The 14731-nt window shown below is 36.9% G+C and carries 9 protein-coding genes; 3 read left to right on the forward strand and 6 right to left on the reverse strand.

The window, feature by feature from the left end; all coding sequences use genetic code 11:
• Positions 1-131: 131 nt before the first annotated feature.
• Positions 132-998 (reverse strand): DMT family transporter, encoded by an 867-nt coding sequence (locus tag WFZ86_RS18100; RefSeq protein WP_342693241.1) that lies wholly within the window; start codon positions 996-998, stop codon positions 132-134.
• Between the two features lie 104 nt (positions 999-1102).
• Between WFZ86_RS18100 and WFZ86_RS18105 the strand changes: the two genes are divergently transcribed.
• On the forward strand, positions 1103-1477 hold the full coding sequence (locus WFZ86_RS18105) for a heavy-metal-associated domain-containing protein (protein ID WP_342693242.1): 375 nt from the start codon (positions 1103-1105) through the stop codon (positions 1475-1477).
• A gap of 200 nt (positions 1478-1677) precedes the next feature.
• Here the strand turns inward: WFZ86_RS18105 and gldD are convergent, their stop codons facing one another.
• From gldD to mutY, 3 genes are read right to left on the reverse strand one after another with little or no spacing between them, the layout of a single operon-like run.
• Positions 1678-2235 (reverse strand): gliding motility lipoprotein GldD, encoded by a 558-nt coding sequence (gldD, locus tag WFZ86_RS18110; protein ID WP_342693243.1) that lies wholly within the window; start codon positions 2233-2235, stop codon positions 1678-1680.
• A 22-nt stretch (positions 2236-2257) separates the two neighbouring features.
• Positions 2258-2695, reverse strand: coding sequence for a single-stranded DNA-binding protein (locus WFZ86_RS18115; protein WP_342693244.1), 438 nt, complete (start codon positions 2693-2695; stop codon positions 2258-2260).
• A gap of 44 nt (positions 2696-2739) precedes the next feature.
• The gene (mutY, locus tag WFZ86_RS18120; RefSeq protein ID WP_342693245.1) at positions 2740-3783 is read right to left on the reverse strand and encodes an A/G-specific adenine glycosylase; all 1044 of its coding nucleotides are present in this window, start codon (positions 3781-3783) and stop codon (positions 2740-2742) included.
• Between the two features lie 133 nt (positions 3784-3916).
• Here mutY and WFZ86_RS18125 point away from each other — a divergent pair, with 133 nt between their 5' ends.
• Together WFZ86_RS18125 and WFZ86_RS18130 are read left to right on the forward strand one after the other, a co-directional pair.
• Positions 3917-4207 carry an HU family DNA-binding protein gene (locus WFZ86_RS18125; RefSeq protein WP_024981932.1) on the forward strand — a complete coding sequence of 97 codons (291 nt, stop codon included), beginning with the start codon at positions 3917-3919 and terminating at the stop codon, positions 4205-4207.
• Positions 4208-4587: 380 nt separating this feature from the next.
• Positions 4588-6132, forward strand: coding sequence for an Rne/Rng family ribonuclease (locus tag WFZ86_RS18130; protein WP_342693246.1), 1545 nt, complete (start codon positions 4588-4590; stop codon positions 6130-6132).
• 261 nt (positions 6133-6393) lie between these two features.
• Here WFZ86_RS18130 and pbpC read toward each other — a convergent pair whose 3' ends face one another.
• Together pbpC and WFZ86_RS18140 are read right to left on the reverse strand one after the other, a co-directional pair.
• Positions 6394-8769, reverse strand: coding sequence for a penicillin-binding protein 1C (gene pbpC, locus WFZ86_RS18135; RefSeq protein ID WP_342693247.1), 2376 nt, complete (start codon positions 8767-8769; stop codon positions 6394-6396).
• A gap of 137 nt (positions 8770-8906) precedes the next feature.
• Positions 8907-14585, reverse strand: a complete 5679-nt coding sequence (locus tag WFZ86_RS18140; protein ID WP_342693248.1) for an alpha-2-macroglobulin family protein — start codon at positions 14583-14585, stop codon at positions 8907-8909.
• Positions 14586-14731 lie beyond the last annotated feature (146 nt).

Here is a 14731-nt window from a genome sequence, read left to right on the forward strand (position 1 = left end):
CTTTCATCGGCAGTCTTTTTTCGTTTAAAGTATTTTGCCGCCGCAATCAAAATGATTTCTGTTATGAGTTTTTGTATCCCTACTCTTTCTAATTTGTAGCTTTCTCCCTTCTCTTTTCTATAATCTACAGTCTATTTTCTAGCCGATAAATACACCCCAACCAAAACAATAAAAGCTCCAAAAAGCTGCACAGGCGTTAACAACTCTTGGTCTAACATCCCCCAAAAGAAAGCTACCACTGGAATCAAATACGTAACCGAAGTCGCAAAAACAGGCGACGAAATCTGAATGAGTTTAAAGAAAATGATATTTGCAATTCCCGTCCCCAACACTCCCAAAATCAAAATATACAACACCGATTCTTGAACTTCCGCCCCATAAGTCATAGCGAAAAAATCAGTACTGTATAAAACCGCTAAAGCTGGAAAAAGCAAAACCAAAAAATTACCCGTTGTAATACTCAACGGAGGCAAATCGGACAAATATTTTTTAATCAAATTGACATTTGTAGCATAGCAAATCGAAGCAATCAGTACTAAGAAAGCATAATAATAATTTTGATTGGGATGATGCACCGCGCCATTCCAAATCAACAATGCGCTACCCACTAAGCCAATTAATACTCCAAAAATTTGATTGCGTCTAAAATCCAAACTGAAGAAAAGTGCTCCAATCAACAAGGTGTTCAAAGGCGTTAAGGAATTGAGAATAGAACTTATGGAACTATCTATTTGCGTTTGTGCAATAGCAAACAAATACGCAGGAATAAAAGTACCAAACAACGACGTTAAAGCAATATATTTCCATTGATGGTGCGGAATTTTTATCAAACTTCTAAAACCAATCACCAACAAAAAAAGTGCAGCAAAAATAATACGCAACGACCCCAACTGAAAAGCGGTTAAGCCCACCAACCCTTTTTTGATCAATATAAACGAACTACCCCATATAAGAGATAAAAGCAGTAAATAGCCCCATTTGAATTGTTTTGACATCATCTATTTTATTTTGGTTCAAAATTGTAATTATTTTGGCAATATCTAGGTGTTTTTTTGATTAATTTTGACCAAAATACATTTTAAGTTCATCTAAATCAACACCTATGAATAGTTCAAAAATAATTACCGCTATGGCTATTGCAAGTATCGTCATGATAGGTTGCAAAAAAGAAACTGAAACAGCCAAACCAGAAGTAGCTGTTACCGCAGCTCCAACAACTAAAAAACCAATTGCAGCAGCAAATGTACAAACCGCAAGCTTCGAAATCACAGGAATGACTTGTGCGGTAGGATGCGCAAAAACTATCGAGAAAAAATTAGCAGAATCTGAAGGGGTAGAAAAAGCTACTGTTGATTTTGACAAAAAGTTAGCTACTGTATCTTTTGACAAAACGGTTCAAAACCCAACGTCCCTAACTCAAGTAATTGAAGGCGTAGCCGATGGAAAAACTTATAAAGTTGTACAACCTAAATCATAGGTAGAAAAACTCTTAAGCAAAAAAGCATTCGCCAGAAACGAATGCTTTTTTTTATATTTTTTACTTTCTTATGAAAAACCAAATGTTCTGGTTAGCCCTGATGGGAGTGGCATCCTTTGCCGCCGGGGTTCGGCGGGAAAGATAGAACGGACAGCAGGAGGATTCGTTATTGAGAAACCAACTGTTGTGCTCCTAAAAAACTACTTCCACTTCAAGGTTTCCATCAGGTGCTGCATGTCGTTTTTGATATAACTTGCGGCAGGCATAATAGAATCAAAATTAGGCTTAGCATAGAAATAAACGGAGCCCGTAATGAAATGTCGTGTACTATCGGTGGCGTAAAATTGTGAATTGGTGGCCGCATTACCATCTACTTGATAAAACATGCCAAAGACTTTTTTGTCGGGATTCAAGTAGGGCTGTTCAATAATATCATCAGCCTTGATTACATGCTCAAAAGTTAATTTCTGAGCGTCACGCAATAATTGCTTGATGTTATTGGATACCGGTTTGTAAGTCAAATAAATGGTAGCTTTCATTTTGGGATACGTAATTGTATAACTACAATCTGATTTTCCCTCTATTATAGCTGCATCATTACTTTCAAAAGTAAAAGGACAAGGATTTTTAAAATCGATGTATTTGGCTTCAGGATAATCTAAGCGTAAATAGCCTGAAGGTTTAGGCAACACATCGTCTTTACAACCCGTTACTGTCAACAATATTATTCCTATAAGTGTACTAACTTTTCTTTTCATTTTTTTTCAATTACAACTTCCTTTAAAATGGCAAGTCGTTTATAGGCAAACCGCCATTTGAGGCGTCAAAGTTAGTGTTTTTTGGTGATTCTTGAGCGGGATTCGTTTTGTGATCTTGGTCCTTTTTGGTAGTCAGAAAAGTAAATTCGGTTACCTGAATTTCAGTTGTTGATTTCATAGTACCGTCTTCAGCTTGCCATTGTCGTGATTTGATACGCCCCTCAACGTATATTTTATCTCCTTTAGAAAGGTACTTTTCACATATTTCGGCGGCTTTGTTGCGGACCACCAAGTTATGCCATTCGGTTGAAGTAATTTTTTCGTTGGTAGATTTATTGATATACACTTCGTTTGTAGCCAATTGAAAGCGTCCAATACAATTACCACCTTCAAAATAATGCATCTTAATGTCGTCTCCCAGATGCCCTATTAACATCACTTTATTTAATGTTCCGTTCATGATTACAATGGTATTTCAACCAAAGATACATTATTTTTTTAAAATTATTTAGCCCAAACATCTTCAATGAAATTGTGAATCACTATTGGAAACGGAAAGGCTTTTAATTGTTGATCGGTTACTCCATCATCCAAAGCACCATCAAGAGTCACTTTCCAAAACTTGATATGCAAATGCTGATGTGATAACTTGTGCACTATACTAATAGGATTCACTTCTTGAATACTAATAACCGAAGCTCCAAAAGAAGCATCATTCTGAATCAACGGCGCGATGGTCTCGAATCCTTCTTCTTTTTGGGTTTCTATCAGAGGAAACTCATATAAATTGTACCAAATCCCTTTATCGGTTCGTTGTTGCAGTTTTGTGTTTCCGTTTGTATCGGTTACTACTATATAGTTAAAGTAACGATGGCTTACTTTTAGCTTTTTGGATTTTACAGGCAACTCGCCTACCAATCCTTTTTGCAAAGCGACACAACTGGTATTAAAGATACAATCCTCGCAACTAGGACTCTTGGGCACACATTGCAACGCACCAAATTCCATTATGGCTTGGTTGAAAAGTGCGGGTTGGTCTTTGGGCAATAATTCGGCAGCCAAAGCGGTGAATTCTTTTTTGGTTTTCCCTAAGCTTATGTCTGACTCGATTCCGAAATACCGAGACAACACCCGAAATACATTTCCATCTACCACAGGCACAGGTTCGTTGTAAGCAAACGAAGCGATCGCAGCAGCTGTATATTCACCAATACCTTTTAATCGTAAAAGACCTGCATAGGAATTCGGAAAAATACCGTCTAATTCATTTACTATATATTGAGCGGTTTGATGTAAATTTCTAGCTCTAGAATAATATCCTAATCCCTGCCAAAGTTTAAGAACTTGTTGTTCATCGGCCTGAGCCAAATGATTAACTGTAGGAAATTGATTTAAAAAATTATAAAAATAAGGCGTTCCTTGAGCAACACGCGTCTGTTGAAGAATAATTTCTGAGAGCCAAATTGGGTATGGATTTGTGGTATTTCGCCATGGTAAATCACGCTTATTTTGTAAATACCATTGAATTAACAAGTTAGAAAAAGTCATCTTTAAAAATTTGAAAGCAAAAGTAAAAGTTTATGTAATTAAATTTTAACGAATTAGGTTGATTTATTGTTTTTTAAATTCATATATTTGCAACCTCAAAAAAAATAGTACAACATATTAAAAAGGAAAGAAAATGACGAAAGCAGATATCGTAGCAAAGATTTCAGAAAAATTAGGGCTTGAAAAAGGAGATGTTCAAGCAACAGTTGAGACTTTTATGAATGAAGTTAAAACTTCATTAGAAACTGGAGACAATGTGTATCTAAGAGGTTTTGGAAGTTTTATCGTAAAAACTAGAGCTGAAAAAACAGGAAGAAATATTTCTAAAAATACCACTATCAAAATTCCTGCTCACAACATTCCAGCTTTTAAACCAGCTAAAGTGTTTGTAGAAGGTGTAAAAACAAATAACGAAGCAAAATAATCTATTAATTAATCATAAAATCTTCAGGATATGCCAAGTGGTAAAAAAAGAAAGAGACATAAGGTAGCGACGCACAAACGTAAAAAAAGAGCGAGAGCTAACCGTCATAAAAAGAAAAAGTAGTTTTAAACTACTTTTTTCTTTTTAAAAGTTCATTGAAATCGAAAATTAGCATTCAGTCATCAGTATTTAGTATTCAGCCAACTGATTACTTACAACTGCAGACTGCCAACTAGTTTTCATCGGGTCAAACCTGTTAAATATTGTTTAATCCATCCTTGCTGGAAAGTTTATCGTTTAATGTTCATCGTTTGTTACTATTCAACTACAAACTAAAAACCAAAAACAACAAACACAAAGTCAGGATAAAAATGTACAGCGTGAATAAAGAATTAATTATTCGTTCTAGTTCTGATGCCGTAGATTTTGCCTTATTAAAAGATGGAAAACTAATTGAATTACACAAAGAACAAGAAACAAGCAACTTTCAAGTAGGTGATATTTTTATTGCTAAAATACGAAAACCAGTTGCAGGCTTAAACGCTGCTTTTGTTAATGTAGGCTACGAAAAAGACGCCTTTTTACATTATCATGATTTAGGTCCAAACCTTGCTTCTCAATTGAAATTCATAAAACTTGTAAGCGCAGGTAAAATAAAAGATTTCTCCCTAAAAAACTTTCAGTTTGAAAAAGAGATTGATAAAGACGGCACCATCACCAATGTTTTGAATGCCAATCAATCTGTTTTAGTACAAGTAGTCAAAGAACCTATATCGACCAAAGGCCCAAGAATTAGCGCAGAACTATCTTTGGCCGGACGTTTTATCGTTCTTGTTCCTTTTTCGGATCGCGTTTCTATTTCTCAAAAAATAGAAGATAAAAAAGAAAAAGATCGACTCAAAAAACTAGTACAATCCATCAAACCAAAAGGCTTTGGCGTTATTGTTCGCACAGTAGCCGAAGGCAAAAATACAGCCGAATTAGAAAAAGATTTGCAGAACCTGCTCAGCAGATGGGCTGCAATGTGTAAGAAATTACCAACTGCTCATCATCCGTCAAAAGTGCTAGGTGAACTCAACAGAGCCTCCTCTATCCTCAGAGACGTGTTTAATGATACCTTTAGCGGTATTCAAATAGATGATGAAGAGTTGTACCAACAAACAAAGGATTACTTGCAAGAAATTGCACCATCCAAACAATCAATTGTAAAGTTTTATCAATCGAAAGACACTCCAATATTCGAGAAATACAATATAGAGAGACAAATCAAGACTTCCTTCGGAAAAACAGTTTCCATGAGTAAAGGAGCTTATTTAATCATCGAACATACAGAAGCACTTCACGTTATAGACGTAAATAGCGGTAACCGTTCGAACAAAGCTACCAATCAAGAAGACACCGCAATGGAAGTTAACATGATAGCCGCCGCCGAAATCGCAAGACAATTGCGTTTGAGAGATATGGGTGGAATCATAGTAGTTGATTTTATCGATATGGCCAATCCCGAAAATCGCAAAGTCTTATTTGACTTCTTAAGAGAAGAGATGAGCGATGATAAAGCCAAACACAAGATCTTACCTCCTAGCAAATTTGGATTAGTTCAAATCACTAGACAAAGAGTAAGACCAGAAGTCAACATCAAGACCAGAGAAGAAGATCCTAATAATGAAAATGGCGAGATAGAAGCGCCAATTTTAATCATTGACAAAATCACTTCCGATTTAGAAAGACTTCTAAAAACCCACAACAAGGTAGTACTTAATGTACATCCATTTGTGGCTGCTTACCTCAGCAAAGGTTTTCCATCATTACGTTCAAAATGGTTTTTTGAGCATAAAAAATGGGTGAAAATTATACCACGTGACGCTTACACGTATTTAGAATATCATTTCTACGACAAAAAAGGAAATGTTATTACAGACTAAAACAAACAAAACCGCTTTTCGTGAGATTAGCGGTTTTTTTGTGTCTTTTTTTGGGCTACAAATTCACAAATTATAATTGATTCTAATTCGTCAATTCTCTTTTTATACTTTTAAAATTCAAAACGATAAGCGGGAGCTATTTACTTCGTCAGTTCGCTCCGCTCGTGTCCAGCTATTCGTTGCAATCTTATATGCCGAACACCGGCATGTAAGGTTTTTCACTTCTATCTGGGCTAGTGCATTTTGTTTTCACAACATCTATTACTCTTTTACAATCTCAATTTTTCTTCGGATTTCGTTTCCAAATTCATCCACAACGGTTATGTAATGAAATCCTGTCGTTGCCGAAATAGGCATTTCATGAAAGGTTTTGGTACTACCCTTGAACACTTTATCAACATACCAAAACAACTTACTTTCTCTTTGAGAATGGGCAACTTTTAAAATCACAGGCTGAACTTCACTATTGAAATTCTTCGTAAGATAGATTTTGCTATTCGTTTTTGGATAAATAAAATCCATTGTTGCCGTTTGTGTACCCATACAATCATTACGAAATGGTGGCAACGGCAAATACTCAATATGCTGACTTTTGTAGTACCAAGCCATTACGGGTGGCAAAATAAACCAGTTTTTGGTCACTATATTTTGCATATTTTCGCAACTACTGTTCACTTGAAATTCTAATGTTTTGTCTAAATGTACCGTTTTGTGATACGGACAAACGGAAGTATTTTTCCCTTTCTTCGGAACGAGTTCTTTTATTGTTGGACAACCCTCTTTGGCCAAATGACCACTCAGACTACACACCTCAACTTCTTCTAAATCCTTAAAAGGTGTATCAAACCATCGCTGTCTAGGCAACAAATTAAAAACATCGAATAAAATTGGTGCTGCACTAGTGACTCCCGTCAATATGGGTCTACCCTCACCTGTAGCGTTACCCACCCATACACCTACAACGTATTTTGCATTGGTACCTATCGCCCACGCATCGCGATTTCCGAAACTTGTTCCCGTTTTCCAAGCAATCTTGAGTGAACTATCGTAGAACTTCCAAGCCTCATCTCCTTCGGGGCGATTGACTTGTTCCATGGCATTATAGGTAAGCCAAATCGATCCTGCTCCCAAGATGTTCTTTTGTCGGGTTTCATCGCCAAAATCAACTTGAAAAGCATCATCATAGTTTAATTCAGCAAATTCATTGGTTCTATATTGCCCTTGATTTGCATTAAAATACTTCAAAGTGGAAGATAAACCTGCGTAAGTTCGGCACAAATCCCATAAATTACTTTCGGCACCACCCAAAATAAGTGATAAACCATAATGGTCTGGTGGTTTTGAAATATCCCTTAATTTGAATCGCTGTAATTCTTCATAAAATTTATTGACTCCAAAATCCTGTAACATCAATACAGAAGGAATGTTCAAGGAACGAGACAAAGCCCGATGTGCTGGAACTGCTCCATCAAAAGTCAGGTTGAAATTCTGAGGCGTATAGCCCGCAATCTGCGTTGGAATATCAGCCACTAATGTATTGGGCAGCAACTCTCCATCGTCGAGCATACCGGCGTATAAAAGCGGTTTCAGAATACTTCCTGTACTTCTTGGCGCATCAATAATATCCACATCTTTTTGATGATTGCCGTCTGTAGGTGAGTTACCCACATAGCTCATCACTTTTCTATTCGACACATCGATAACCAAAATAGCCAAATTATGCACCTCGTTTTGCTTGTATTGGTTGTAATAATACTTTGCTATTTGATTGACTCTGTTTTGCAACCCAATTTCTATTGTTGTTTTCACCCGAGATCCTTCTTGATTTTTGGCCACACGTTGCAATAAATGTGGGGCAATTTGGGGCAAATCATACGGTTTTTGAGGCAAAGGTTCGGCTATCGAAAGTTCATAGGTTTGTTTGTCGATAATTCCTTCTTGGTTTAACTTTAACAAAAGTCGGTTGCGCTTGCTTAATAATTTGATTTGGTTCTTTCCTGGATAAATCAAACTAGGCGCATTGGGCAAAACAGCCAAGGTTGCGCTTTCTGCCCAAGACAATTGATGGGATTGCACGCCAAAATACCGCCAAGAAGCCATTTCCAACCCTACCACATTTCCTCCAAACGGAGCATGAGCAGCATATAATTCTAGAATTTCATTTTTAGAATAACCTAATTCTAATCGGGTGGCGAGAATGAGCTCGATTATTTTCTCGAAATAGGTTCGCCCTTTCCCGTTTCTGGACAAGCGAATGACTTGTTGTGTCAATGTACTTCCTCCACGAACCACTTTGCCTGCTTGCCTATTTTGCTGAAAAGCATTAACCATCGCCACAGGATTGAATCCGGGGTGTTTATAGAAATATTCGTCCTCAAAATAAACAATACATTTTTTAAACTTATCGGGAACGCTGCCTTGTGCAGGAAATCGCCATTGCCCGTCAAGAGCAATTTTAGCGCTGAGCAATTCTCCTTCCTTACTTTCAATCACCGTAGCATAGGGCTCTTGAAACAAAGTTCGTGGCAACGAAAAATAATAAACCACCAACAGCAAAAAGACTATTGATGATTTAATTTTATTTGTTTTTATCCAATTGATGATGCGTTGTGAGAACGCTATTAGTTTGTTTTTCAAAGTTATTCTATTTAACCGCAAGGGTCGCAAAGTTATACGCAAAGTTCGCGAAGAATATTAAGACACAAGACACATTATAATTTCAATCTGTGTGAAATCCGTTCTATCTGTGTCATCCGTGGCCATTTTAGCATCTTCTATTTCACCACTTGAACCCAAAATCCTTTGGTTCTTGCCAAAAACGTATTGTCATACATCGCTTCGCATTGCAATCCTGGCAGATAATAGGTTCCTAGATAAGAGGCATTCAGCAATATTCTAAACGTTTTGGTTTCACCCGATTTTAATCCAAAATAGAAATTGGTTCTATCATCGCGAATATCAATGTAATCAGCAACGTTATTAGTTGCATCTCCATAGTCTGTGAAACGGGTATTTACTATCTCGAAACCAGAAGGTAGAATTTGTGACAACGCCACATTTTCTACACGTTCATTTTTCTGGTTTCTAACCATTACCTCAGCAATAAATTCTGTTCCCTGGCTAATTTTCGAAACATTGATATTGCTTCCTTTTCTGTTCTTGAAAACAATAGAAGCCGAAACATTGCTTTGAATCGCTTTTTCTTGTCCAATTGGAAGAATTCCTGTATTCAGCACACGAACAAATAATCTATTTTTTTGGTTGTTCTTCAAAGTCACACTATTTGAACCTGCTTTGACCACCAGACTTCGATCAGCGATGGTTTTCATCGTTTTAATTGATTGCGCTTTTCCGTCTTTACTGAACTGAACATCGATTCCTTTCGGACCATTACTCACAGAAAATTTAGCCATGGCATACAAACCATACGCTGTAGTTTGCGTACTCATCCATTGGTCACTAGACATATTTTTGGCCAATTTTGTTGCCATTGCAAATGCTTTTTGCTTTTGCCCTAGCAATAACAATGTTTCGAGAGCCATGGCACGATTCCTATCAGCAGAACCATAATAGTAATACGTATAATTGGAAGCATCATCTATAGAAGTCTTCAACAACAGCGTCAAACCAGCTGCTTTTTGTCCCGCCAATACATAAGCCGAAGCCAAACGCAATTTACTTTCGTTCGAAATTCCTTTGGTTTCACGCAATCTATTCATCGAAGACAAATCAGGAACTCCCGCCAAAGCCAAAGTATACAAACGGTAGGACTGTGCCAAATCATTGCCATAACTCGGTTCAAATCGCCATTGTTTGGCTTCTTTTTGCTGATACGAAATCCATTTGGTTTTGAAATTGATTGGCAAGAAATACCCTTTTTTCTCTGCTTCAATCATAAAATGTCCCGCATACGAAGAACCCCAATCATCGGCAACGGTTCCTCCTTGCCAATACGATAATCCTCCATTCGACAATTGAAAACCTCCTAAACGCGTGATTCCTGCCGTGATATTTTTTTGAATTAATTGTTGACGCATGGCATCCAAATCGGTAATCTCATTTAAGTACAATTGTGGAAAAACAGACGAGGTCGTTTGCTCTACACAACCATGAGGATATTGAATCAGATACTGCAAGCGTCCATTCAAATTGATGGTTGGCATTGAGGAAATCTCCAATTTTGCTTTATTACTTCCCGCAACACCAAATGTTTTCCAAGAAATTGTTTTAGAACTATTGGGCTCCAAAATCACATCGGTAAACGTATTGGTCACTGGATTCGGATTGGTCATGTCAATTTCTACATCATACACGGATTTCTCCTTGCCCGAAGTCGCCACAATTTGCACTTTCCCAATTCCGGTTACAGAACCCACAGCCAAATTGAAATAAGCCATTTTTTCGTCAGGTTGAGTGAATGACAATTTTTGAGTGGCACTGCCAATAACTTTTAATCCGTTATTCGTCTTAATCTGAACCGTAACGTTCTTGATGTTTTTTTCCATGGCAAAAACAGTAACAGGAATCGTAACTTTCTCGGATGGAGAAATCTTTCTAGGCAATGAAGCTAACACCATCAAAGGACTACGAACTGGAGTCGCCTTTTCAACACTTCCATACGCACTTGTAGTTGCATCGCCAGCCACGATCATTGTTTTTACAGATCCAATGTATTTTGGTAATTTGATTTGATGCGTTTTGGTTTGTCCTTTCTCTAATTTAAAAGGCCCCATATAAATAACAACTGGTTTAAAACGATTGGCTTTTTTGGCTTTTCCACCGCCCAAATCTTGATCACCACCAATACTGAAAATCTGATTTACTTTTCCGCCATACGCCCCAATCACATCATCATAAATATCCCATGTTTTTACGCCCAAAGCTTCACGAACATAAAAGCTGTCCCAGGCATTTGGGGCTTTGAAACGGGTTAAATCCAATAAACCTTCATCTACAATAGCAATGGTATAAGTCATTGCTTTTCCAGTTTGTTCACTCACTTTTAAAGCAAATGATTGTTCGGGACGCAAGACATCAGGCATTACTAATTTGGGAGCAAGAATGGTGTTTTTATCAATCACTTCGATTGGTACAATTCCGTACATACGGATTGGCAAATCATTCTTGGTTGTAGCATGTGGTTGCAACAGCGTAATATTAAAATAAACATTTGGTGCCATCGCAGCAGTAATCGGGATAGTTACTTTTGTTTCTCCTTTTTGGGTCTTAGCCCAAAGCGTTTGTACTACTTTTGAGCCATTTTCAATAGAAATAAAAGCACGACCTCCTTCGCTAGATGGGAAAGAGATTTGTGCCTTCTCACCCACGGCATACTTCTCTTTATCTGTAGAAAAAATCAACATATTCGCCGTTGAAGCATCCGTGTTTTTGGTTTTTCCAGACCATATTGGCCAATCGATATTTACGGTCAATGCTGTTGCGTGGCCTCCAACCTCATCAGTAACTCGAATTAAATAACGCCCCCACTCTTCATCCGTCAAGGCAAATCGAACGTTTCCTTTTCCATTGGCATCTGTGTTTATTCTAAAAGTTTTATACGAAGTCGTAGCATCATCAGCGTTATAATTCGATAAATTATCACTTGATGCATCCCACCACCAGCGCCATTCTACTTTGTAAACTTTGACTTCTAGATTTTTAACTGCTTTGGGTCTTCCGTTTTCATCTACGGTAACGATATCAAATTGATTCATTTTACGGGTTTCTAACATTCCGTATTTGTTAGGTTCAGGTGATTTGATCCCAACGTAAGTAGTATACGGAGAATAAGTCGTCGCCATAACATCGGTGCTAAAATCGCCGCCTTCTTCATACACTTTGGTAATAAACGCCGCCTTCAGCATTCCTGGTGCTTCTCCTTGTATTTTGGGCTCAATTGTCACATTCGCTTTTCCGGTAGCATCCAATTTGCCTGAGAAAACGGTAATTTCTTCGGTGCTGAATTTTCGAACCAAATCATCAAAAACATATTTTTCATAATTCTTGAAAGTCGTGATTTGTTGCGAAAATTTGGCTTGCATTTCAACATTCAAATTTTTGGCCACCGCTCCGTGAAGCCAAGCTACTTCTAGATTACTCGTATTGGGATAAGAAGCAGAAAGTACGGCTCGTTTGAAACTGTTTTTAATTTTTAAACGGTTGGGTTTGATGGTTTCGATTTTAATACTTTTATAAAACTTCGCTCCTCCCACACTAAGCATTGCTTCCCAATTTCCGGTTGGCGCATCACTTTCTGTTGGAACAGTAAACGCATAATGATGCCACTCATTTGCTTTTTGAACTGTTTGATAGGTCACTTTTCCATTTGGATCAGCTAATCTAAATTTTATAGGATGTCCCAACGGAATTTTATTCGAAGCATCATTCAAAATGAAAGACAAATACAAATTATCTCCAGGTCGCCAAACTCCACGTTCCCCATAAATGAATCCTTTGAGACCTTTTTGCAAAGTCTCGCCAGATACGTTAAAATTACTTACCGATAAAGAATGCCCATCATCAAGTTTTACATAAGTGGACTGCGTTCCGTAAGTCACAATCGCAAAATAAGCAAAAGTATCCAGCTGAAAACTGGCAATTCCTTCACTGCTAGTTGCTCCAGTTGCCAATTTTTGTTGCTGGAAACTGTACAAATCTACTCTTGCATTTGAAATTGGCTCGGTGGTAATAATATTGCTTACGGCAAATAAATACGATTTATTTTCTCCTCTTTTGGCAATTACACCCACATCCGAAGCTAAAATATTCGTTCCTATTTTGGCATTATAAAAATAGGAGCTTGTACATGGATCCTGACTTTGTCTCCATTCATAATCGTCATAATAGTAATCATCATATACATTATCGCTATAATTCACCTCCTTTTCATCTATTTCTTCTTCCTCTACATTTTCACTTTCGTCACCAGATGAAGCGTCGCATTTATATAAAGAATACGCCTTTTTATATGAAAACTCTACCCTGTAAATAGCTCCTGGCTCTGGAGTTATAATCTTGGATAAATCCAAAGCAAAAGTGTTCCATTTACTCAGATTAACCAAGCCATGTTCGTTAAGATTGAGTGTTGATTTAGCGATAGGTTGCGCTACTCTTTTCAGATTTCGTGCACCATTTAATTCATTATCCTGCAAAAATTGAAGAATGTTGTTTTTGTATATTTTATACACCTTCACATCGACAGCACTTAGATTTACAGCTTCAAAGTTGATTTTTAGATTACTGGAACTTGGTAAGATGGTTCCATTTTTGATAAATCGAACATTGGGTTTTATTTCATCAAACGAAATTTTTTCAGTATAATTCTCGTTCAACTTTTTCCCATATTCACTTTCTATGCCTTGAAACACCTCTAAGAGTAATTCCCCTGTGAGTGTTTGAGAAGCATCAACAGCTTCGGTTGCTACGACTTCTACTACTTCTACAATTTCTTGAGATTCTTCAACAACTGTAGTGTCTGAAACCACAACTGTAGAGTCAGTGACAATACCTTCGGAAACCGGCTCAGTAACCACCTCAACTGGTTTTTCTATAACTTTCTCTTTATCAAAATAGATCTTCAACACGTTCCCTTGTGTAGAAAACTTTAAATTATTAGTATTTTGAATCGCCACCAAACCTTTAAAGTCCTGCTCTTTTTCTAGTGGCTCAGAAAAATTTATGCACAACGATTGATCGTCTCCTTCTTGTATTTCGGTTTTAACTACTTTGAATTCATTCAGGGCTGTAATTGGAAAATCGATGGTTCCTTTTTGATCTATATCAAAATCGCTTCCGTCATAAGCTATCTCAAGATTACTTTTTGAATCTAATCTTTGAATACTATCAATTCTGAACTTAAATTCTTTCCCAACTGTGGTCGATTTTTCAAAAACAAGATGTAAATTTTCTCCATTATGTTCGGCTTCTACTAATTTTTTTGCTGTTTCTAAATCAATATTATCAGCAGTTTTCAACACACAATTCAAATATTGGTAGTCTTTACTATACGATTGAACGTCTAGTGTGTTAACGATAAAATCCTGTTTAATGGTCTTTACCGTAAAATTGAAATTGGAAAGTTCCTTGTTTTTTTCTGCTACTTTTGGATTTAGCTTATCCAAATGCAAAGTCACTTGGTATTCCGTACCTGATTCTAATTTTTTTTCAGGAATAAAAGCGATGGTATTGTTTGAAAGCGCGATCACTTTTCCATCGACACTTGGAGAAATATCGAATAAATCATGATCTAAAACCTGATTTACCTTCCAATTATTATCTTCAAATGCCAAAACCACCCGAATATCAGATTGTGCCGAGACTATTCCCCCCGTAAAACTAACGATATACTCTTTAAATAATGAGAAATCCGAATTAAAATCGGTGGCTGATTTTCTACCACACGCTTGAAACAAAAAAAACATACAAAATACGTAAATCAATCCTTTTTTTTTCACCTTTACCTAGAGTTAATGGTTTATAAATTAAATTATTGCAACATTTCACAATTAAAACCATAACTGTAAAAGGGTGCATTATATTGTAGTAAAAGTATAGTATTTAATTTATTATTTTAAGAAGAAAATTCTTTGGAGGTAAAATA

Origin of the sequence: Flavobacterium polysaccharolyticum (genome assembly GCF_038739875.1) — a bacterium.
GTDB lineage: Bacteria > Bacteroidota > Bacteroidia > Flavobacteriales > Flavobacteriaceae > Flavobacterium > Flavobacterium polysaccharolyticum.

What these genes read in the sequence shown, in the direction of transcription:
- mutY (WP_342693245.1), bottom strand. Translation starts at nt 3,783, where the DNA reads ATGACTTTTTCTAACTTGTTAATTCAATGGTATTTACAAAATAAGCGT.
- WFZ86_RS18125 (WP_024981932.1), top strand. Translation starts at nt 3,917, where the DNA reads ATGACGAAAGCAGATATCGTAGCAAAGATTTCAGAAAAATTAGGGCTT.
- WFZ86_RS18105 (WP_342693242.1), top strand. Translation starts at nt 1,103, where the DNA reads ATGAATAGTTCAAAAATAATTACCGCTATGGCTATTGCAAGTATCGTC.
- WFZ86_RS18100 (WP_342693241.1), bottom strand. Translation starts at nt 998, where the DNA reads ATGATGTCAAAACAATTCAAATGGGGCTATTTACTGCTTTTATCTCTT.
- gldD (WP_342693243.1), bottom strand. Translation starts at nt 2,235, where the DNA reads ATGAAAAGAAAAGTTAGTACACTTATAGGAATAATATTGTTGACAGTA.
- WFZ86_RS18115 (WP_342693244.1), bottom strand. Translation starts at nt 2,695, where the DNA reads ATGAACGGAACATTAAATAAAGTGATGTTAATAGGGCATCTGGGAGAC.